We start from the raw sequence: 19,719 nt of genomic DNA, 5'->3' as shown, positions 1-19,719 counted from the left end.
GAGCTAGTTTAATAAAAAGTACCATCTGATTATGCCGCAAAGCCGCCAATAATAAGAGCCTAAAGCGTTGTTATTATGTAAACAACTGTATCAAATTTACTAATTGGTAACGAGCTTGTATGAATAAACCTCACTACGATTGAAAAACTTTCATTAAATAAAGCTATCTAGCCATCTAAATGGCTGCTATATTAATTCCATCGTAACAAACTAAGCTGGAATGAGGATTATGGCTTTATCACTTCAAGAGAAAATAGAAGATAGCAATCAAGGCGTATACCTTATTGGTACTACGCCGCCAAAAATTGGTACCGATAAAGCGCAACTAAAAACCATTGCAGAAAAGCTATTGGGTCGCCTACACGAAATTGAATACGACGGCGTAATAATTTACGACATTCAAGACGAAAGCAGCCGTACTAATCAAGCGCGTCCGTTTCCATTTAGGCAAACTGTCGATCCACGTGAATACAGCAACCTATTACGTGGCTTATCGCACCTTGATGTAATTACCTATAAAAGTGTGGCGCAACGCAGTGCGAACGAGTTTAAAGATTGGCTAAGTGAAACTAAAAACGACTACGATTTAAAAAATATTGTTTTAGTAGGTAGCCCATCATCGATAGGCGATATAAAACTAAGCCTACCAGATGCGTATAAAACGCTGGCAGAGCAATCTGATGACTTCTTTTTAGGCGGCGTTACTATTGCAGAGCGTCATTCTAATAAACGTAATGAACACGAGCGCCTAATAGAAAAAACCGCTCAAGGCTGTAAGTTCTTTATTTCGCAAGCGGTTTACGACGCACAAGCAACAATAGAGTTAATAACTAGCTATGCACGTAGTTGTAAAGCACAAGGGCTTGAGCCTAAGCGCCTTATTTTAACTTTTACTCCGTGCGGCGGCGAAAAAACCTTAGAGTTTATGCAATGGTTGGGGATCTCAGTGCCAGAGGCCACTAAATGGCGCATGCTTGATGCGAACAATACGCTGAGTGAATCGGTACGTATTTGCCGCGAAAATCTCGATTTAATACTTAAAAGCTGTGCGCATTTAAACGTGCCGCTGGGCTTAAATATAGAAAGCTTAACTAACCGTAAAGAAGAAATTGACGCATCAATTAACTTATACCGCTTATTAAAAGCCACCATGGAATTAAATCTAGCTGAAAAGTTAATAGCTTAAGGGCTAAGCATTTAATACAAAACCTGATTAATTAGTTACACTCTTTGGCAAGCCTTATAGCTTGCCTTTTTTTATTTTAAATTTGAGAAGTAACGTATTTAGTTAAAGGTAAGGGGGAATTAGCAGTTATGTGCTAAATGCATTTTGCGCTTTATTATCAATGTTAACTATGTTTACTTTTGTTGCTGGCCGCTTTTGTTACTAACCTTTTGCCCTGAATAGCTTTTTAACGCTGCTCCCATAGCAGCGCACATAACACCAAAAATAACTCCTTCGTTAGATATAAACCTAAAACTGGTAAAAATATCTAATAAACTTATTATTGCCAGCGATAAAACTAAACCTATGCCTGAATACAGCAACCATATTTTAGTAACTTTGTTCATAAATTAATTCCTTTTAAATGTGCTCATTAATAAAAACTTGCTTTCCCTATGCTGTAAAACGGCTTTGTGGTGGGTAATATTTCTATAAATTAATGAAGTTAATACCTAAGTATCCATACTACTTCTTTTGGGAGGGGACATTTGAAGGCTTCTTTTATTTCCCCTCCTCCTTAACTCTGATTACACTAACAATATTATCGTTTTCATTGGTACATTATTGAAAATATAGCGTTTTCTAACCTACAAATTTAACACAGTTCAATTCATCTACAACGATAGGTTTTCCATTTTTTATAAAAAAGCCTCCATAGCAAGGCTTTCCTTCTTTCGCAAAGTAATGCGAGATGCCACGGTAAATTAAAATCGTCGGGTGTCTCTTAGAAACATTAATCAGCATATTTGATGCTTCTATATAGGGCAAATCAAGAAAACCTATTGTATCAGGCATACTTCTAGGATCTTTATTACCCCAAATAAACTGCTCCTCATTAATTTCGTCTAATTTAGGAACAGACATAACAGTCCAATCTAAATCCCTTTTACCTTCTGGCTCATCATAATTATAAAAAAGAGTAACTCTATCTAGTATGAAATTGGACGTTTTGATTTCAACTTTCTCAATAGGAGCGCCATTATGTCCCTTGTTAAAACTACTCTTGATGTACTCATCTGACATATCTTTGAAAAAACTAGATAGTGCTTTTTCAGTACATTTTAAATCGTCACACTTAGGGTCTTTATTGAAAAAGTATGTATAGGTTAGAGGGTGACGTTTCATATCTTTTGATACTAAAAAGCTCATAGCAGAAAACCCGAGTTGCCCCCAATTTGTGAAATTCCCAGGTGAGACCCAGGCACCTGATTCAGCTAGTACAGCGGCAGAGCTAACTAACCCACTTCCAAAAACAACATTTGTAGTAGTATCAAGCTGCGCGACAAGCTCTTTCGAATATTCATTATTTGGTAAGTCTTTAGTACTTTTTTCAAGTAGCTTCTTGATTTCATTATTTGATTGTATTTTAGTTTCCAGGAGTAATTGACCGCCTGCAGATAATGTTAACGGTTGATCCGAAGTTGAACTACAACCAGCTAAAGTACTTAAAAATAATAAATATAATACCTTTTTAAATCTCATTTATTGCCTCATGTTAATAATATTGGAATTAAAATTTTATCTGTTTGCTACTTTGTTTGAATACGCTTATTCGTAACATCAAGTTTTAGGTGTATTTAATTCGTTTACTAAAAAACTCATAATTAAGCTTAAGTTCTCTTACTTAATTCAATGTTATCATTATGTAAAATAATTTCAAATTACTTATGCGTGTTAAGTATTTAGAACAATATTGCAGCTAAAAATATGATGAGGGATTTCATTCTAAAATTGAATAAATAGATGGTATCTTTATAAAGTTAAAGATAATTATAGAAGGCTAAAGTTCACAGTTAAATGATTATGCCGTGTCTCACTCCGTTTTGAAGAGATTTACTCTTTGGATCAACCTGATCAATCCATACTACGGCGCTTAATTTAACGCCGTGGTACTTTTTCTCTTACAGGCCGCTGATAGCTAGACTAAAAAACTGTTATTTGCGTCTTCTACTTGGCTCTCTTTGTCCTGTAATGCGTTTTTTATCGCGGTCTTTTCGTGATTTATTGGTGTTTTTGCGGTTATCTTTTGGCTTTTTGTTTGGATCTGGCTCGTAGCCTGCTAGCCACTGTGGCGTTAAGCGGGTATCTAACAGTACTTCTATTTCTTCAAGTAACCATTGCTCGTCAATACTTACTAGCGACATTGCAAGCCCTTGCTCACCAGCGCGACCTGTACGGCCAATGCGATGTACGTAGTCTTCGGCTATGTATGGCAGTTCAAAGTTAATTACAAATCTAAGTGTTGGAATATCTAAGCCACGTGCGGCTACATCGGTAGCAACTAATACACGGGTAATGCCTTCTTTAAAGTTTTGTAGTGCGCGGTCGCGTGCGCCTTGTGATTTATCACCATGGATTGACTCGGTTTTTAAACCGTCTTTACACATTTCTTTAGCCAGTTGGTCGGCCATTTGTTTGGTGCGAGTAAAAATAAGCACTTGGCGCCAATTTTTCATGCCGATCATGTGCGATACCAGCTCGCGCTTGCGATCCTCGTCTACTGAGTAAATTACTTGCTCAACCTCAACTGCTGCTGAGTTGCGTTTATCAACTTCAACTAATTCTGGGTTTTTAAGTAGTTTTTTACTAAGCGCAAATACGCTGTCATCAAAAGTCGCCGAAAATAACAAAGTTTGGCGATCGCCTGGAATATGGCGCAATATACGTTTAATTTCGTCAATAAATCCCATATCAAGCATACGATCGGCTTCATCAAACACCAGTGAGTCAACACTTGAAAGCACCACACTGCCTTTAACAATATGATCGAGTAAGCGCCCTGGGGTGGCTACTATTACTTGCGCATCTTTTAGGGCTTTTATTTGTGGGCCTATGCTTGCGCCGCCATACGCTAATGCCCCTTTAATATTGGTGCCTTGGGCATATTTTTCAAAGCTGGCAAATACTTGCTGAGCAAGTTCGCGAGTTGGCGTTAAAATTACCACGCGAGCAACACCTGGCTCATCTTTTTTAGGGGTGTTTAAAAGTTTGTGTAGCAGTGGTAGTACAAACGCTGCGGTTTTACCTGTGCCAGTTTGTGCACTGCCCATTACATCACTGCCCGCTAAAATAGGCGGGATGGTTTTAATCTGAATTGCGGTAGGTTGAGTGTAATTATTTTGCTCAATCGCAGTTAATAACAACGGGTCGAGATTAAGTGATGAGAACGTAGTGGCAGACATAGGCTTAGCTTTAAAATGACAAAGAGCGCTATTGTACTCATATTCACTCATGCCGTAAATTAGAGTGCTTGAGAAAACTATTTAATCGTATTTATCTGCTTTTATTTGTGCCAATAAAAAAGGCGCTAAATAGCACCTTTTAAAATTCATCTCGTTTTTAAGCTGGTTTTAAATTTGCTTTGCGCTCGTTGTAAAAAGCAATCAAATCATCAACCGTAGCTTGGCAGTACTCGCGAATACCCGATACCACCATGTGCTTTTCACCAAAACCCACTTTTTTACCGTTTTCTAGCAAATTAAAGCGCAAAGTAATTTTGCCGCGTTTACCTGCGTATTCAAAACTAGGCTCTGCAAATTCAAGTGTCGGTGCACTAATTTCAACAGTATCAAGATTTATAATCATCGATTCGTAAATAATCATCGGGCGTGCAGGGTTAATCATTACCTCTTGCTTACCCATGAGCGGAATAATCACGTGCGGAAACGCCGCGCCTGAAAACTCAACATAATTTTTAATTAAGCTATTAGTAAGTGCTGGGCATTTGCTGGTTTTACCTTCGCGTTTTACCTTTAAAATTACTTTATCGCCGTTTGTTACATCAAATTCATCGGCCTCTGCAGGGAAGCTAAGTTTGGTATTTTCGTCAACCATACCCGCAAAAGTAAACTCCATGCGTTCACTAATACCGTAACGATCTAATACTAATGAAAAAAGTAAGTCTCCTGGAGCACAAAATTTCTTCGCATCTTTATCGTGAAGTGGGTTGTAATCATCAGCAATACACTTGGCGAAACGACAGCCTTGCTCACGAGAGATCGAAACATAATCAGCATGTTGCTGATAAAAAGGACTTAACATAGGGTGTTCACTACTTAAACGGCTTATAACCTGGCTATACTAACAGAAAAAATAAAATGAGAGGTCGAATCTGTTAGATTAGTTACTAAATAAAACAGAGTAATAAAAAAATAATGACTTTTTATTTATTAGCATTATCGATTATATGTGTTTTTCCGTACTGTAAAGTATCAATAATACGGCAACCACTTTGGCACTACTTAATGGCTTTAAGTGTTATATGTGCGTATTTTGAGGGTTATATAAATTTATATGGACTGCTCAGTACTGGGCTTTACGTTGCTTTATATCACTTTGTGCTATATACAAAGCAAACAATAATACGCGCTATTTTAAGCACTGTGTTTATAGTTTCCTCATTGGCATTAGCGCTTCATTGGGTGCCTGGTTTTAACAACCTTCCTATTGCTATAAACGAGCATATTACCAGCGATGCAATTGCTTTTACCCTTTATGCTAATTTTGATAAAGCTATGGCTGGCCTCTTTCTTTGTGCTTACTTTTATTCAAATATAAAGCCTTTAAAAGCAGAGTCTAAAAAGACGACTTCATTAATTAACCCCCCTATTTTAATAATTATTACTACCATTTTAGCCGCACTTACTGCAGCTTTAATGCTTGGGCTGGTAAGCTTTAACCCTAAGGTTCCTGACTTCTGGTTAGCATTTATTGCTATAAACCTTTTATTTACCTGTGTTGCTGAGGAAGCTTTATTTAGAGGCTTATTACAAACCAAGCTTAGCCAAATTATTACGCCTACCCGCTTGGCAATATTTGCGCCTGTAATTACTGCAGGTATTTTTGCTTTGGCACATTTTGCTGGGGGAGTTAGCTATGTATTAGTTTCATTTATTGCAGGTTTGGGATATGGCTATGTTTTTTATAAAACGCAGCGTTTAGAGTGGGCTATTTTATGCCATTGGTTAGTAAATATTTGTCATTTCTTTTTGTTTACTTATCCTATGCTAAGTAAAACCGAGTGCATATAAAGTCATTTACAAATACTAACAATTTACTCAGTAGTAAACATTGCCCACATTCGATTTTGTTAGTAATTTACTACTTCAAACAATAAATTAAAGGACTAATTAATATGCTACGTTTTATGGCAATAATAACTGCACTGGCTACTTTAAGTGGTTGCTCAAACATGACTTTTCATACTGATATAGACAACGACGTTTTATCTCAAGAAATTGGTACCTACGTTAATAAAAGAGATTTGCAGCAGTTTTACAGCGACCAAGAAGCACACGAAAGTGGCGCTACATTTTTAGGCCGAATAGCAGGTGAAAGCTGTGATGGCGATGGTATGGGTAACAATAATGTAAGCTATAACCGTTCTAAATCAAATGCTATTGATTTACTTAAAGCTGATGCCATGCGCAGAGGCGCAAATGCTTTTACTATTAACTCTTGTAGCGAAACCTCTGTATCGTATTGCGACCTATCTGTTTTATGTACCGGACAGGCCTACGACTATTAATAAATCATATATTAAGTGCAAAGCTCAGTAGCACACGCTTTCCAGACTCGATTTTAGATACGCTGTGTTCGTACTTATCGGGCCTAAATAAATACACCCTATTAAACCAGTTAATAATACATTTAGCGCATTTAAACACCCCACCGCTTTTAGGTTTTACTAATACAAAGTTGAGTTTGTAATAGCGCCCTTGCTGCACCGGATCAATGTGGTTCATTACGCTGTGATTAGTTGGGTAAGTAACAAGGTTTATCGAAAATGTATTACTGCTAAAAATGGCTTTGTTTTTAACGGTTGCAATCATACGGCCTCCTATGAGTTTATATGCCGCATTGTAGCATTTAGTAAATTATGAATGCTTAGACTAAACAATATCAAAATACGATGTCATATAACTAAACAACCTGAAACAAAAAAGCCGAACTTATTTACTAAGCTCGGCTTTTAAAAATGCATTATTTAGCAATTATGCACTTGGGTATTCGCGGTAGGCACGTTCGATATTTTTAGCCTGCTTTTTAGAAATACCTAAATGCGCCAATGCTACACGTAAACGAGCACGCGATAGGTCAGATCCTAATATTTCCATAGCATCAAGCACAGAGGTAGATGACGTTTTACCCGTAATTGCCACAAAAATCGGCTCTAAAAAGTCTTTAATTTTAAGCTCGTGGAACGTTGCTACTTCTTTTGCAATGGCAAAAATAGCTGGTTTATCAAAGCTACGTAGGCCTTCTAGCTGCCATACAAAAAATTGTAGTGCTTGGCGAATTACGTCTTCATCGGCTTTGCCCGCTGTTAATAGCGCAGGATCATAAGTAGGTATACCGCCTACAAAGTGCCCTGCTAAGTCAACTAAGTCCGACAATGTGTTAATACGTGCTTTGGCTTCTGGTAATACTTTAGCTAGCATTTCGCCATTAAACTTCCAATCAACAAAGCGCTGAATTAACTGCTCGTCAGTTAGGTTTTCGCGGATCCACATGCCGTTTAACCAGCTAAGTTTATCTACGTCGAATACTGGGCCACCTAGTGATACGCGCTTCATATCAAAGTTTTCAATCATTTCGTTAAGAGTGAATTTTTCACGCTCATCTGGCATTGACCAACCCATGCGGCCTAAATAGTTAAGCACGGCTTCTGGCAGGTAACCCATTTCTTTATAGTAGTTAATAGAGGTTGGATTTTTACGCTTAGACAGTTTTGACTTATCTGGGTTACGCAGTAGCGGTAAATGCCCAAGTACTGGCGCTTCCCAACCAAAATCTTCGTAAAGTTTTAATAGTTTAGGCGCTGAGTTAATCCACTCTTCGCCACGGAAAATATGGCTAATTTGCATATGGTGATCGTCAACTACGTTCGCTAAAAAGTAAGTTGGGAAGCCATCAGCTTTTAATAGCACTTGCATATCGACGTTTTCCCACGGGATCTCAATTTCGTCGCGTAGGTAGTCGTTAAATTTAAAAGTGCCTTCGCTAGGGATTTTCATACGTATAACGTAAGGTTTACCCGCTGCTAGGTTTGCTTTAATTTCGTCGTCTGTGTGGTTTAAGCCACGGCCGTCGTATTTAGGGCGTAGACCTTCTGCCATTTGCTCTTCGCGCATTTTATCCAGCTCTTCGCTTGTTGCAAAACAGTAAAATGCTTTGCCGTCGTCAACGAGTTGGTGTGCGTATTTTTTGTATAAATCGCTACGCTCAGACTGGCGGTACGGGCCAAACTCACCGCCCACATCTGGGCCATGATCCCACTCGAGTCCTAACCAACGCAAACTATCCATAATTGCTTGCTCTGACTCGGCAGTGCTACGTACTTGGTCGGTATCTTCAATGCGAAGTACAAATTCACCACCTTGCTGTTTAGCAAAACAGTAATTAAATAAGGCGATATAAGCGGTGCCAAGATGCGGGTCGCCAGTTGGCGACGGGGCAACACGGGTGCGAATTGTCATGGTAATGTCTCTTTTAATAAGTGAGATGGTAAAGTTATTTATGCTGCTACTTTGTTTATATAAGCAATAATATCGTTTGATTCGTATAGCCAAGTTACTTGGCCATTTTGCTCGATGCGCAGACAAGGCACTTTAACTTTTCCGCCTTGTTCTAGCAGTTCTTGACGATATTGCTCATTACTTTTTGCATCACGCGTTTCTATTTTAAGGCCCTCGCGCTTAATAGCACGGCGCACTTTTACACAAAACGGGCATGCTTTAAATTGATAAAGCTTAAATTGTGCGGTTTGCTGATCAAGCTGCTGTTGCACTTCTGGAGCACGTTTTTTACTACGTGGCGTAAATACAAAATTAAAGAATAAAATTATACTTCCTAATAACCAACGAACTAATTTCATTAACTGCACTCTATTTACAACAAATTTAAGGTGCCAGATTTTAACACAAAAATAGCAGCAAAAAAGCTCAAATATACTCAGCCAGTATATTTGAGCTTTGTAAGCTCAACCTCGGGTCAGGTTAATTATTTAGCTACTAAAATGGGAGCTTATTTATTCAGCTATACTGCTTTTTATTACAGTAAAATTAAGTCATCGCGATGCAGTACTTCTGCCCCGCCATCGTAATCAAGTAATTCACCTATTTGCTTAGAGTGCGCGCCTTTAATTTTATTAACTTCGCTGCTGCTAAAGCGGGTTAACCCACGAGCAATAAGTTGTTTGTCGCTATTTATTACACTTATTAGATCGCCGCGCTCAAATGCCCCCAACGCATTGGTCACGCCTTTAGCAAGTAAGCTTGCACCTTTAGTTTGCAGCGCGGTTATTGCACCTGCATCAATAACAATTTGCCCGCTACTTTTAGGTCCAGCGAGTAACCACTTTTTACGCCCTTCTTTTGGCGCAGTGAGCTTTAAAAAACGTGTGCCGGGCAGTTGCTCGCTCATACATTTTAAAATGACATTTTTACCCGCACCTTTGGCAATTATAACCTCAACCCCAGCACGCCTTGCAATGTCGGCTGCTTGCAGTTTGGTTGCCATACCGCCGGTGCCCAAATTTGTGCCACTACCACCAGCAAGCTGGCGCAATTCGTCGTTAATATCACTCACTTCACCAATTAATGTGGCATCGGCATTAGTGCGCGGATCGCTGGTAAATAACCCTTCTTGATCGGTGAGCAATAACAGCTTATTGGCATTAGCTAAAATAGCCACCAACGCTGATAAATTATCGTTATCACCTACTTTTATTTCACTAGTAGCAACCGCATCATTTTCGTTAATGATGGGCACTACGTCGTAGTTTAATAATGCATTTAGTGTATCGCGGGCATTTAAATAGCGCTCTCTGTCGTTAACATCGGCGCGGGTTAACAGCATTTGTCCTACGTTTACACCATACAAAGCAAACAAGCTTTGCCAAATATGAATGAGCTGGCCTTGACCAACTGCTGCTAGCATTTGCTTATCTATTACGCTGCGGCCACAGGGCTTTAGTAATTGTTCTCGTCCGGCCGCCACGGCTCCGCTCGAAACTAAAATAACGTGATGCCCTTGCTTTTTAAGCTCACAACATTGGCGCACTAGTTCAACCATATGCGCTTTATCTAGCTTATCGGTGCCGCCAGTCAGTACGCTTGTACCTAGCTTTACAACGATTACCTGATCCCTTTGCATTTATTTTTACTACTGAATAATTAAAGATGAATTTATTTATACCAGCTGGGTATTTTTCAACAAGTAAAATATATTCATGCTAGGATCTGATTTTATTCAATTGTGTAAATTACCTGCTATGCCTGCCAGTTTATGTTTAATTATTGCCACCTTTTTATGGGGTAGTTCCTTTATTGCACTTAAGTATGCCATTGCTATTTACGACCCCGCTTTAGTGATATTTTTACGCATGCTAACCACATTATTTTTATCGCTGTGCTTATGGCGCTATGTAATACGCTTTGAATACAGAGTTGGTGACTGGAAGTATTTAATTGCTATGTCGCTGGCTGAGCCTTGCTTGTACTTTTTATTTGAAGGCCATGCAATGGAATATACCTCGGCATCGCAGGCGGGGGTAATTGTGTCCTGCTTGCCTATTATTATTGCTGTACTGGCTTTTTTTATGCTTAAAGAATACATCAGTAAATCTATTATTATTGGCTTTACTTTTTGTATTGGTGGCAGCATTTTGCTCACTGTGCTTTCACCAAACTCCGAGCAAGCGCCTAACCCATTATTAGGTAATTTTTTAGAACTTATGGCCATGGTATGTGCGGCGTTTTATACCGTTTGCATTAAACACTTAGCGAGTCGTTATTCACCGTTAACGCTTATAGCGCTGCAAGGCATTAGTGGCAGTTTATTTTTTGCACCGTTTTTGCTTTTTATCGACCTACCAAGCGAAAATCAACACAATATAACCGCTTTATTAAGTATTTTATATTTAGGCTCGTTTGTTACTTTAGGCGGTTATGGTATGTATAACTACGCTATTAGTAAGGTATCGGTATTAACCGCAGCGGCTTATTCAAATTTAATTCCTATATTTACGCTGATTCTTTCGGCCATCATTTTAAATGAAGTGCTTAACTTGTGGCAGTGGCTGAGTATATTTGTGGTATTTGTTGGCGTAATGATCAGCCAACGTCATCAAGAATTAGTGGTTGATATCCCCAGCGCCGAGTCGGGCGAGGATATTTCCACCGATCTTACTACCTCCGATATCATATCGGCCGAAACCAATAGCCTAAATTCGGTTCCCGATGCTAACGCGTCAAAAGGGTAGCACGTTAGTAAATACAATTGTGCAGTGTGTAAAAATGTGTTTTCTGACTCATGAATTACCTCGCTGCCGGTTACTTTATAATGCTGCAAGGTGCCATTTTGTAATTGCAGGGTAAACTGCTCTCCCACTTTAACGTGCTGTAAAAAAGCAAAGTGAGTGTCGTTATGCCCTGCAATGAGTGCCCCAGCTTGTTTGCTACCAAGCTCTGCTGCGGGTAAAAAGTGGCTGGGCGCAAAAGCTAAATTACGCCCGCTAGCACCTGCTAATACGGTGAGTTTTTCATTATGCGCCGGCCAATTTAATTGTGCGGTTACATAACTATCGGCGTAAAACCATGGCTTAACTTTTGCTTCAGGCGTTTTAAGAGCCTGCTGCCAGGCCTGTTCAATTAGTAATTGCGCCAGCCATGCTTTGCCTTGCATGTAAGCGCCATGACCAAATAACCCCAAACCAAGTATTAATAGCCCCGCGCTTAGCCACTTTTTCATTTAAAACGCCTTACTAGCACAAACCCACTTAACAATAAAATTCCTAATATTATATGTACTTTGCTTTGCCCATCGGTTTGTGGCAAACGCATTGCCATACCCTGAGGAACTGCGTTAGTAGCATTAGCTGTTTGTTCTGCTATTGGATTGATTTGTGTTTGCTCTATTGCTATAAAAGCCGTAAATGGGCTGAGTAATTGATGAGTAAGCGCCAATTGTTGCACTTCGTCTTTAACTGCATTTTGTGAGTTATAGAGCAGCAACGACTTAATTTTTTGACGAGCCCACAGCTTAGCAATTCCTTTAGCATTTGAGCCTGCTTGTATGTTCAGGTTAATACTAATAGGCCCTTGTGCAGTTTGCCCGTTTAATATTACATTACTGGCATTATTGAGCTTTATAGCCACCATTATTGGCTCATTAAAATAGAGATCTGGCAGTGGCGAAGGCCAAAAGTCTAGGCTATTACCGTTTTCATCGCTTAGCGCTAAATTAGTAATTGCAGGATGTGCGAGCTTATCAAATAACTGCTGCATTTTAGGTTGCACCTCGCTAGTGCTGCCTATAAAAGTAAACGAGCCCTTGCCTACATCTGCCGCACGGCGCATAAAAAAGCTATTGGGGGCGCTGCCAATACCAACTGTAAATAAGCGGCTATCGCCTAATTTAGCTTGAATACTTTTAAACAGTGCATCTTCGTTGCTTACGCTACCATCGGTTAAAAATATTACTTGGCGTACAAAACCATCAAACTGCGAACCATCTAAAACGGCATCAAGTGCGCCTTGTATTTCTGTACCGCCGTCGGCTTGTAACCCATATATAAAGCGCTCTGCGCGGCGTAAATTAAAGCCACTTGCAACTAAAGGTTTATCGCTCATTAGGGTTACTACATTATCAAACCCTATAATGTTAAAACTGTCGTTACTGTCTAGCAGCGATAGCGCATAAAACAATGCGTTTTTAGCTTGCTCCATAGACTGCCCATGCATAGAGCCCGAAGTATCGACTACAAATACTGTTTCGCGGGCTAATCGCTGCGTTGCTATAAAGTTATCTGCAGGCGGCATTAGCATAGCGAGCCCGTAGCGCTCGCCATTTTCAAACTGCTCGGTAAAAAATGCAGCTTGGGCTTGCTCTTTTTGCAGTGGTTTAAACTCCAGCACAAAGTCGCGGTTTAGCGCATTTTGCTCATTTAACTCTATTGAGTATTGTCCAAATGCAGTGTTTTGAATATTTACATTATGAAATTTAGAATTTATATCTACCAGCTCTAAACCTACGTCTATATCTAAGTTTAAATTAAACTGACTACTTGGCTTATCGTCATTTTTTTGCGTGCTATAAACTGGGCTTAGCCAACCATGTGGTAGCGAGTTAGTTGGTTTTTGGCTTTCTTTATTTATGTCAATTTCACCTTGGGTTACATGATAACGCGGTGTGATTGTGCCCGGAAAGCGCACTGTAAAGGTGCCGCTGCTGTAATCAATTATTTCTTGATATTCCAGCTCAATAATAACCTGCTCCCCAGGGGCTATATTAGCTACGTTTGTAATAAACATATTAGCGCGTTGCTGGCGTACTAGTGCTGCTTGCTTGCCGGCCTGTTTGGCTTCTGCGTATTTTTTTTCGGCCGCCACTTTTTTATCAATTTGGCCCTTAATTACTCGCTCGCCAATACGCATGGTCATAGCATGTACTGCGCTTTCATCGGGCAGCGGAAACACATAACGCGCATTAACAGCAAACGGGTTTTGGTTTTGATAAGTTTGTTTAACTACAACATGATTTATAAGTCCGGTTAATGTCATATTTGCATCACTTTTTAATATTATTGCAGGGCCTGCTTGTGCGCCGCTGCTATCAAAAAGTTCTAACTTGGGAGAGTGTGCGTGGCTTTTAAAGCTCGTTAACATCACCAGTATACCCAGTGTAAAAAGGCTTACCCATTTAAGGGTAAGCACTTTGCTTGGTTTACTCAAAAAAAACATAAAATCACTCCATCGAAGGCTTTAATTTAATTACTTGCTGTTTGGCTATTTACAGGATTTATTAAACGAGTAGTAAGGGTTACCCGCCGATCAAACGTGTTGTCTTCTACTGTGTTAGTTTTAGCAAGTGTTTGCTGCTCACCAAATGCTTGCGTGCTTAAGCGCGTGTGGCTTACGCCCTGTTTTATTAAATAGCTTTGCACCGCATTTACACGTGCTTTTGAAAGTAAAAGGTTGGCTTGTTCATCACCGCGTTGATCGGCAAACCCACTTAAATCGAGCGCTAACTGTGGCTGGTTTTTTAAAAGCGTAACGAGTTGGTCTAACTGCAATGCAAAATGTGGCGCAATAACACGTGAGCCGGTTTTAAACTGTACTGTCATGGCAAGTAAATTATTAATTTGCGATTGTGTTAACTGCTCATTTTGATTAGCAAGCACTTCGATTTGTTGCTCTAACTGGCTGTTATGGCTAAGCAGGTGTTGGTAGTCGTTGGTTTTTTCTGTCATTACAATTATTGCACGCTGTTGCTGGGCAATTTTGTTATCAGCAACTTTTGCATCGCCTATTAAACCACCAGCAAATGCTCCCACAAAAGCACCAATAGGGCCGCCTACTACACCACCTATAATAGCGCCCGCTCCTAAGCCTATTGCGGTTTCGGTGTGCGCTTCTTTTGTAGCCGTATTATTAGAGGTTGATGCTAATGCGGGACCGCAAAAAACGGCCGCTAGGGTTAGCGCTATTAATGTCTTCTTCATGATTGATCCTTAAACTTACTTTTTAATTTATGATGTTTTGTTTTGATGGGTGTATTAAAACAAGCTCAAGTGGCAACAAAGGGGAGCAAAAATGGCAAACCACTGAGCAATTGTGGCAAAAAAAAGGCAATTGCCTTTTTAAGCGTACTTAGCTTAAAAACTTCGTTATAGTGCGTTGGTAATAAAGAGGATAAACCCAGAAATGAAAAAAATAGCCATCATTGAAGATGAACCCGCCATTCGCGAAAACTACACTGAAATGCTCAGCGCACAAGGTTATCAGGTAACTGGGTATGCAAATCGTAGTAGCGCAGAAGCGGCGTTTAAAAATGCCCTGCCCGATTTAGCCATTGTTGATATTGGCTTAGGTAATGAAATAGATGGTGGTTTTTTGCTGTGCCAAACATTGCGATCACTGTCTAAAACGCTGCCTATTATTTTTTTAACCGCTCGCGATAGCGAAATAGACACAGTGTGTGGCCTACGTATGGGCGCCGACGACTACCTCACAAAAGATATTAGTTTGGCTCATTTAGCGGCGCGTATTGGTGCGCTATTTCGTCGTATGGAAGCACTTAAACAACCTGCCGACGAAAATGCACTTATAACTCGTGGGCCGCTAACGCTCGATACACAGCGCATGCAGGTGTTTTGGCAACAACTATTAGTTGATTTAACAGTAACCGAATTTTGGATGTTGCACTCCCTCGCACAGCGCCCCGGACATGTTAAAAGCCGTAATGAATTAATGAGTGATGCTAAAATTTATGTAGACGACAGCACCATAACTTCACACGTAAAACGTATTCGTAAAAAATTTATAGCACTCGATAGTAACTTTGACTGCATAGATACAGTGTATGGCATGGGCTACAGGTGGGAGCAAATTTAATGTTGCGATTTGGCCTACGTAGTAAGTTTATTTTACTTTCTTGCTTTTTATTTTTATTGCCCTGGTTGGGCTACGAATATGTGTGGGAAATGGAAAAGTTTTTACGCCAAGGCCAAGAAAAAACCTTAGTAGGCACTACCCGTGCCCTCGCCACTGCCCTGCATGAACGCCCTGCATTATTTGATCAGCAAACTAGTTTTTTAGATCAAGTTGTAAAGGGCCGCGATCTATACGCGTACAACCTTAAAAATCCTATTCAACTCGATGGTAAGCTCACTGATTGGGAGAGCTATCAGGCATTATTTTGGCAATACGACAAACGCTACTTACAAAAAACCGACAACAAGCATCAAGCCAGCGATCTGTCGTTTGAGCACATGGTAGGAAAGTTTGATAATTACCTTTATGCACTGTTTAAAGTAACTGATAACCAACTCGTTTATCGACCAAAAAACAGTTTAAGTATTACTAATAACGACCATTTAAAAATTGGCTTAAAAACACCTGATGGGCAGTTTAACCGCTATATTATTGCGCCACGGCAAGATGGCTGGGTAAACGCTTTTAATGCAGATAGCAAAGTACCCTTTACAAAAATTCAGGGCTATTTTAGCAGTACGGCGGCTGGCTACAATATTGAGCTACGCTTTCCTATTAGTATGCTTGGCAATAAGCTTGGCTTTGCCATTGTTGATGTAGATAACAAAGAGCCCTTGTTAGAACCTAAAATAATGTCGACCTCAAATTTAAATAACCCCAGCGATTTAGGTTCAGTACTTGTGCCCTCTCCCGAAATTAATCGTATTTTAAAAGGCATGGGCCACAGTGGCAGCCGTATTTGGGTGGTTGATAAGCATCATAGAGTATTAGCACAATCGGGCTCGATTCATCATGCTGATGGCGTATGGGCTGACGGCCTTGCCAATCAAGCTCCTGAAACTTGGTGGCAACAGTTTGAGCAAAACTACTTGCATCCCCTTTATTATAAAATTTTAACACGCCCCGAAAACGAATTTTTAGATACTCTGCACGACGTAGCAGCTATGCAAGGCAGTCATTTAGCCAAAGCACTAAAAGGCCAGCCTGCATCATCGTGGCGATTAACCCCCGACAGTAAAGCCGTTATTTTATCGGCTGCTTACCCTATTTGGATCCAAGATAAAGTAATTGGCGCGGTAATAGCCGAGGAAACTACCAATGGCGTACGTACGCTGCGTAATAAATCGCTCGAAAAATTATTTAACGTTATTTTAGCCGTGATGCTTATTGGCACAGTAACGTTATTCTTTTTTGCCTCTCGAATATCGAGCCGTATTAGGCGTTTGCGCGATACTGCAGAGCAAGCTATAGATGCACAAGGGCGAGTTACTGGCAGTATTAATTACAGCGATGCTAATGACGAAATTGGCGATCTATCACGCAGCTTTGCTAATATAGTCAGCCGCCTTGGTGGCTATACTAACTATTTAGAAAATATGTCGTCGCGGTTATCGCACGAGCTGCGTACACCTGTTGCAGTAGTGCGCTCATCGCTCGAAAATCTGCAAATGCAACCACAAAGCGAGTTGAGTCAAAAGTACTTAGATCGCGCCAGTGAAGGCGTTGAACGCTTAGGTAAAATTATTACCACCATGAGCGAAGCCACTCGCTTAGAGCAAAGTATTCAAAGCAATGAGCCTGAGCCATTCGACTTACAAAAAGTAATAAATGGCTGCATGCAGGGCTACCAGCTTACTTACCCTAAGCAGCTGTTTACACTTGATATATGCCAAACTGCGCTTCCTATGCAAGGCGCACCAGAGTTTATAGCGCAACTGCTCGATAAGTTAATTAATAATGCAATTGAATTTAGCCACGCAGAAAAGCCAATTAGTGTTAGCTTAAAACAAAACGACAGTGCAGCAATTTTAACCGTAGGGAATTATGGTCCATTATTACCTGTCGGTTTAACTGAGCATATTTTTGATTCTATGGTGTCGGTGCGTAGCCAGCAAATGCAGCAACAGCCACATTTAGGATTAGGACTCTATATTGTAAGGTTGGTGTGCGACTACCATAATGCCAGTGTAACCGCTAAAAACAATCAACAGGGCGATGGCGTAGTGTTTACTGTAAGCCTGCCATTAGTTAAGTAAAAGTGGGTTGTAATTTACTTAACTAATACTCGCCACTGGGTTGGCTTTTTTTGGGTTACAATTTAGTAAGAGTTAAAATGTAACTGTTCACTTTTAATTCAGTGGCAAAACCCTAACCTAGCGCTAATCACCCTAAGCTAAGGTTTAATCATGCACCCACTATTAGAGCAAGAAGAGCTAGATTTTATATTTGAATTATATAGGCCAACAACAAGCACTAAACCTGTAAGCGAGCAGAGCCAAAACCGCAACTATAAAAAAGTAACGCAGCGCCAGTGCAATAAAGATAACAGCACATCAAGTTACTTAATTTAATTACTTTTAATGCCCTACTCACTGTGCCTGTTTTTCTCGTGTTAAAAACGCTTTTACACAGTTTATTTCCGCTTGTTTAACTTCCTCGCCTATTTCTGGGCCTTTTTTGCCGCTGTTAAGTGCAGCTTGTACCACTTGTTTTTTATCTAGCTTTAATAGTTCTGCATGAATAGCACGCAGCTTAGCTGCTTGCGGGTAAGGTTTATCTACGAGTGTTTCGCCGCGCCCTTGTGCATCGCATTGGCATGCTTGAGTAAAAGCAATAAAACGTTGTGGATGAACCAAGGCGTTTAAATTAGTCACAATTAACTTATGAACCGTTTCGGGCCTTAATTGCTCTAATGTATGACAAAGAGTGTGATTATCGCTAGTAAGTACGCCAATATCGCGAAAGCAATTAGGTATTTTTAAGCGTTCACAAAACTGTTCAACTACAGCAACCCCATCTCGTTCATGGCCACGTAAATTACCGCGTTTTTTAAAACTGATCGCTTTACCAAAGTCGTGAGTTAATGCAGCAAAACGCGTTGCTAAATCAAAATTCAAATCGGCTGCACGCCTAAGTACTAACATGGTATGCACAAACACATCACCCTCGGGGTGATGTTGTTTAGGTTGCGGCACATTAACCATTTTCTCAAGCTCGGGAAAAATCCCTAAGCCTTGCAACGCTTGAAAATAAAGTTCGGGATGCTTTTCACCCAGGGCTTTTTCGGTCTCTAACCATACTCGCTCTGGCACTAAATGATTAAGCTCGCCTTGCTGCTTAAGCTGTTGCATTAGCGCATAAGTGCTCGGATGTATACGCCACTCGCTGCCAAAACGGGCTAAAAAGCGAGCTATACGCAACACCCGCACTGGGTCTTCTACAAATGCATCTGTTGTATGGCGCAGTATTTTATCTTTAAGGTCTTGTTGGCCGTTAAATGGGTCAATTATATTGTCGTTAGCATCGAGCGCCATAGAGTTTATAGTTAAATCACGTCTGGCTAAGTCTTCCTCTAGAGTCACATCTGGGCTGGCATCAACCACAAAACCGGTATAGCCTTTACCACTTTTTCGCTCAGTGCGCCCAAGTGCATATTCTTCTTTGGTTTTTGGGTGTAAGTAAACCGGAAAGTCGCTACCTATTGGCACAAAGCCTAACGCTTCCATTGTCTGTGGCGTTTCGCCAATAACAACATAATCGTTGTCATTTGATGCTCTTTTTAGCAGTAAATCACGCACTGCACCACCAACTAGGTAAACCTGCTCCAATGCTTTATCCACGTAACCTCCAAAAACAAATACCAAAACTGCAATTAATGGTACTAATTATACCCAAAACCATATTAAAAGTCTGAGTAGTTTGACCTACCGCTAACTTGCTCATTACAATAGCGCTTTATTTTTAGCTAAAGTCATAACAACAATGAAAAAGCACTCTGCAAAAAAAGAACTCATGCTACTGCCTATATTACTGGTGGTTATTTTAATGTGTGTGGTGGGGCACTTTTTTATGCAAGCAGATTATCAAGACAGTAACATGATTGAATACATGTTAGCAGCGCTACCATTTGCAATGTTTGGCTTAGTGGTTGTAGCCTTTAAAATGGCGGCTAAAAGCGAAAAAAAAGAACAAAACGAGCAGGATTCTTAATCCTGCGTT

The 19,719-nt window shown here is 40.1% G+C and carries 19 protein-coding genes and 1 pseudogene; 8 read left to right on the top strand and 12 right to left on the bottom strand.

The genetic code is table 11. From position 1 onward, the window contains the following. The first annotated feature begins 229 nt into the window (after window positions 1-229). Window positions 230-1,186, top strand: a complete 957-nt coding sequence (locus RB215_RS03340; protein ID WP_011327340.1) for a methylenetetrahydrofolate reductase — start codon at window positions 230-232, stop codon at window positions 1,184-1,186. A gap of 173 nt (window positions 1,187-1,359) precedes the next feature. Here the strand turns inward: RB215_RS03340 and RB215_RS03335 are convergent, their stop codons facing one another. The 4 genes from RB215_RS03335 to RB215_RS03320 form a co-directional block, all read right to left on the bottom strand. After that, a complete protein-coding gene (locus RB215_RS03335; RefSeq protein ID WP_192531697.1) occupies window positions 1,360-1,572 on the bottom strand; it encodes a hypothetical protein in 213 nt (70 codons plus the stop codon). 235 nt (window positions 1,573-1,807) lie between these two features. Further along, a complete protein-coding gene (locus RB215_RS03330; RefSeq protein ID WP_309216876.1) occupies window positions 1,808-2,707 on the bottom strand; it encodes a hypothetical protein in 900 nt (299 codons plus the stop codon). Window positions 2,708-3,159: 452 nt separating this feature from the next. Beyond that, window positions 3,160-4,407 (bottom strand): DEAD/DEAH box helicase, encoded by a 1,248-nt coding sequence (locus tag RB215_RS03325; RefSeq protein ID WP_041454344.1) that lies wholly within the window; start codon window positions 4,405-4,407, stop codon window positions 3,160-3,162. A gap of 157 nt (window positions 4,408-4,564) precedes the next feature. Then, complete coding sequence (locus RB215_RS03320; RefSeq protein WP_011327338.1) at window positions 4,565-5,266, bottom strand: DUF3581 domain-containing protein; 702 nt, start codon at window positions 5,264-5,266, stop codon at window positions 4,565-4,567. 203 nt (window positions 5,267-5,469) lie between these two features. Here RB215_RS03320 and RB215_RS03315 point away from each other — a divergent pair, with 203 nt between their 5' ends. Together RB215_RS03315 and RB215_RS03310 are read left to right on the top strand one after the other, a co-directional pair. Further along, on the top strand, window positions 5,470-6,255 hold the full coding sequence (locus tag RB215_RS03315) for a CPBP family intramembrane glutamic endopeptidase (protein WP_226898029.1): 786 nt from the start codon (window positions 5,470-5,472) through the stop codon (window positions 6,253-6,255). 104 nt (window positions 6,256-6,359) lie between these two features. Next, on the top strand, window positions 6,360-6,752 hold the full coding sequence (locus RB215_RS03310; protein ID WP_309216875.1) for a hypothetical protein: 393 nt from the start codon (window positions 6,360-6,362) through the stop codon (window positions 6,750-6,752). Window positions 6,753-6,756: 4 nt separating this feature from the next. Here the strand turns inward: RB215_RS03310 and RB215_RS03305 are convergent, their stop codons facing one another. The 4 genes from RB215_RS03305 to proB form a co-directional block, all read right to left on the bottom strand. Next, window positions 6,757-7,056 carry a hypothetical protein gene (locus RB215_RS03305; RefSeq protein ID WP_011327334.1) on the bottom strand — a complete coding sequence of 100 codons (300 nt, stop codon included), beginning with the start codon at window positions 7,054-7,056 and terminating at the stop codon, window positions 6,757-6,759. Between the two features lie 162 nt (window positions 7,057-7,218). Then, entirely contained in the window at window positions 7,219-8,703 is a 1,485-nt protein-coding gene (gene gltX, locus RB215_RS03300) for a glutamate--tRNA ligase (RefSeq protein WP_011327333.1), read from the bottom strand. A gap of 38 nt (window positions 8,704-8,741) precedes the next feature. Then, window positions 8,742-9,101 (bottom strand): glutaredoxin domain-containing protein, encoded by a 360-nt coding sequence (locus tag RB215_RS03295; RefSeq protein WP_011327332.1) that lies wholly within the window; start codon window positions 9,099-9,101, stop codon window positions 8,742-8,744. A gap of 176 nt (window positions 9,102-9,277) precedes the next feature. Further along, entirely contained in the window at window positions 9,278-10,381 is a 1,104-nt protein-coding gene (proB, locus tag RB215_RS03290) for a glutamate 5-kinase (protein WP_011327331.1), read from the bottom strand. A 118-nt stretch (window positions 10,382-10,499) separates the two neighbouring features. On the opposite strand from proB, the gene RB215_RS03285 reads away from it, so the two are divergent. Next, window positions 10,500-11,489: a DMT family transporter gene (locus RB215_RS03285; RefSeq protein ID WP_140391198.1), complete on the top strand. Its 990-nt coding sequence runs from the start codon at window positions 10,500-10,502 to the stop codon at window positions 11,487-11,489. Here the strand turns inward: RB215_RS03285 and RB215_RS03280 are convergent. The 3 genes and pseudogenes from RB215_RS03280 to pdsO all read right to left on the bottom strand — a co-directional run. Continuing rightward, a pseudogene (locus RB215_RS03280) lies at window positions 11,489-11,911 on the bottom strand (class GN sortase); the annotation flags it as partial. The gene RB215_RS03285 and the pseudogene RB215_RS03280 sit on opposite strands and share 1 nt — an antisense overlap. A gap of 62 nt (window positions 11,912-11,973) precedes the next feature. Beyond that, a complete protein-coding gene (locus RB215_RS03275; protein ID WP_182678993.1) occupies window positions 11,974-13,968 on the bottom strand; it encodes a marine proteobacterial sortase target protein in 1,995 nt (664 codons plus the stop codon). A gap of 26 nt (window positions 13,969-13,994) precedes the next feature. After that, complete coding sequence (gene pdsO, locus RB215_RS03270) at window positions 13,995-14,729, bottom strand: sortase-associated OmpA-like protein PdsO (RefSeq protein WP_011327327.1); 735 nt, start codon at window positions 14,727-14,729, stop codon at window positions 13,995-13,997. A 202-nt stretch (window positions 14,730-14,931) separates the two neighbouring features. Between pdsO and pdsR the strand changes: the two genes are divergently transcribed. The 3 genes from pdsR to RB215_RS03255 all read left to right on the top strand — a co-directional run bounded on the left by pdsR (window position 14,932) and on the right by RB215_RS03255 (window position 18,071). After that, window positions 14,932-15,621: a proteobacterial dedicated sortase system response regulator gene (gene pdsR, locus RB215_RS03265; RefSeq protein WP_011327326.1), complete on the top strand. Its 690-nt coding sequence runs from the start codon at window positions 14,932-14,934 to the stop codon at window positions 15,619-15,621. Further along, complete coding sequence (gene pdsS / locus RB215_RS03260) at window positions 15,621-17,756, top strand: proteobacterial dedicated sortase system histidine kinase (protein WP_309216873.1); 2,136 nt, start codon at window positions 15,621-15,623, stop codon at window positions 17,754-17,756. Before pdsR ends, pdsS begins: the two co-directional genes overlap by 1 nt. Window positions 17,757-17,906: 150 nt before the next feature. Then, window positions 17,907-18,071 (top strand): hypothetical protein, encoded by a 165-nt coding sequence (locus RB215_RS03255; RefSeq protein WP_011327324.1) that lies wholly within the window; start codon window positions 17,907-17,909, stop codon window positions 18,069-18,071. Window positions 18,072-18,089: 18 nt separating this feature from the next. On the opposite strand, the gene RB215_RS03250 is transcribed toward RB215_RS03255, so the two are convergent. Next, the gene (locus RB215_RS03250; protein ID WP_011327323.1) at window positions 18,090-19,340 is read right to left on the bottom strand and encodes a multifunctional CCA addition/repair protein; all 1,251 of its coding nucleotides are present in this window, start codon (window positions 19,338-19,340) and stop codon (window positions 18,090-18,092) included. A 142-nt stretch (window positions 19,341-19,482) separates the two neighbouring features. Between RB215_RS03250 and RB215_RS03245 the strand changes: the two genes are divergently transcribed. Further along, entirely contained in the window at window positions 19,483-19,710 is a 228-nt protein-coding gene (locus RB215_RS03245) for a hypothetical protein (protein ID WP_089367803.1), read from the top strand. Window positions 19,711-19,719: the final 9 nt, after the last annotated feature.

The organism is Pseudoalteromonas sp. HL-AS2, from assembly GCF_031198805.1.
In the GTDB taxonomy this organism is placed as follows: Bacteria; Pseudomonadota; Gammaproteobacteria; order Enterobacterales; family Alteromonadaceae; genus Pseudoalteromonas; species Pseudoalteromonas nigrifaciens.
Note: the sequence above shows the minus strand (reverse complement) of the source record. Positions and strands in the feature narration are given on the sequence as shown.

Bases quoted from the DNA above. Each gene is read 5' to 3' on its own strand.
- RB215_RS03340 (WP_011327340.1), top strand. From the start codon at position 230: ATGGCTTTATCACTTCAAGAGAAAATAGAAGATAGCAATCAAGGCGTA.
- RB215_RS03335 (WP_192531697.1), bottom strand. From the start codon at position 1,572: ATGAACAAAGTTACTAAAATATGGTTGCTGTATTCAGGCATAGGTTTA.
- RB215_RS03330 (WP_309216876.1), bottom strand. From the start codon at position 2,707: ATGAGATTTAAAAAGGTATTATATTTATTATTTTTAAGTACTTTAGCT.
- RB215_RS03325 (WP_041454344.1), bottom strand. From the start codon at position 4,407: ATGTCTGCCACTACGTTCTCATCACTTAATCTCGACCCGTTGTTATTA.
- RB215_RS03320 (WP_011327338.1), bottom strand. From the start codon at position 5,266: ATGTTAAGTCCTTTTTATCAGCAACATGCTGATTATGTTTCGATCTCT.
- RB215_RS03315 (WP_226898029.1), top strand. From the start codon at position 5,470: ATGGCTTTAAGTGTTATATGTGCGTATTTTGAGGGTTATATAAATTTA.
- RB215_RS03310 (WP_309216875.1), top strand. From the start codon at position 6,360: ATGCTACGTTTTATGGCAATAATAACTGCACTGGCTACTTTAAGTGGT.
- RB215_RS03305 (WP_011327334.1), bottom strand. From the start codon at position 7,056: ATGATTGCAACCGTTAAAAACAAAGCCATTTTTAGCAGTAATACATTT.
- gltX (WP_011327333.1), bottom strand. From the start codon at position 8,703: ATGACAATTCGCACCCGTGTTGCCCCGTCGCCAACTGGCGACCCGCAT.
- RB215_RS03295 (WP_011327332.1), bottom strand. From the start codon at position 9,101: ATGAAATTAGTTCGTTGGTTATTAGGAAGTATAATTTTATTCTTTAAT.
- proB (WP_011327331.1), bottom strand. From the start codon at position 10,381: ATGCAAAGGGATCAGGTAATCGTTGTAAAGCTAGGTACAAGCGTACTG.
- RB215_RS03285 (WP_140391198.1), top strand. From the start codon at position 10,500: ATGCCTGCCAGTTTATGTTTAATTATTGCCACCTTTTTATGGGGTAGT.
- RB215_RS03275 (WP_182678993.1), bottom strand. From the start codon at position 13,968: ATGTTTTTTTTGAGTAAACCAAGCAAAGTGCTTACCCTTAAATGGGTA.
- pdsO (WP_011327327.1), bottom strand. From the start codon at position 14,729: ATGAAGAAGACATTAATAGCGCTAACCCTAGCGGCCGTTTTTTGCGGT.
- pdsR (WP_011327326.1), top strand. From the start codon at position 14,932: ATGAAAAAAATAGCCATCATTGAAGATGAACCCGCCATTCGCGAAAAC.
- pdsS (WP_309216873.1), top strand. From the start codon at position 15,621: ATGTTGCGATTTGGCCTACGTAGTAAGTTTATTTTACTTTCTTGCTTT.
- RB215_RS03255 (WP_011327324.1), top strand. From the start codon at position 17,907: ATGCACCCACTATTAGAGCAAGAAGAGCTAGATTTTATATTTGAATTA.
- RB215_RS03245 (WP_089367803.1), top strand. From the start codon at position 19,483: ATGAAAAAGCACTCTGCAAAAAAAGAACTCATGCTACTGCCTATATTA.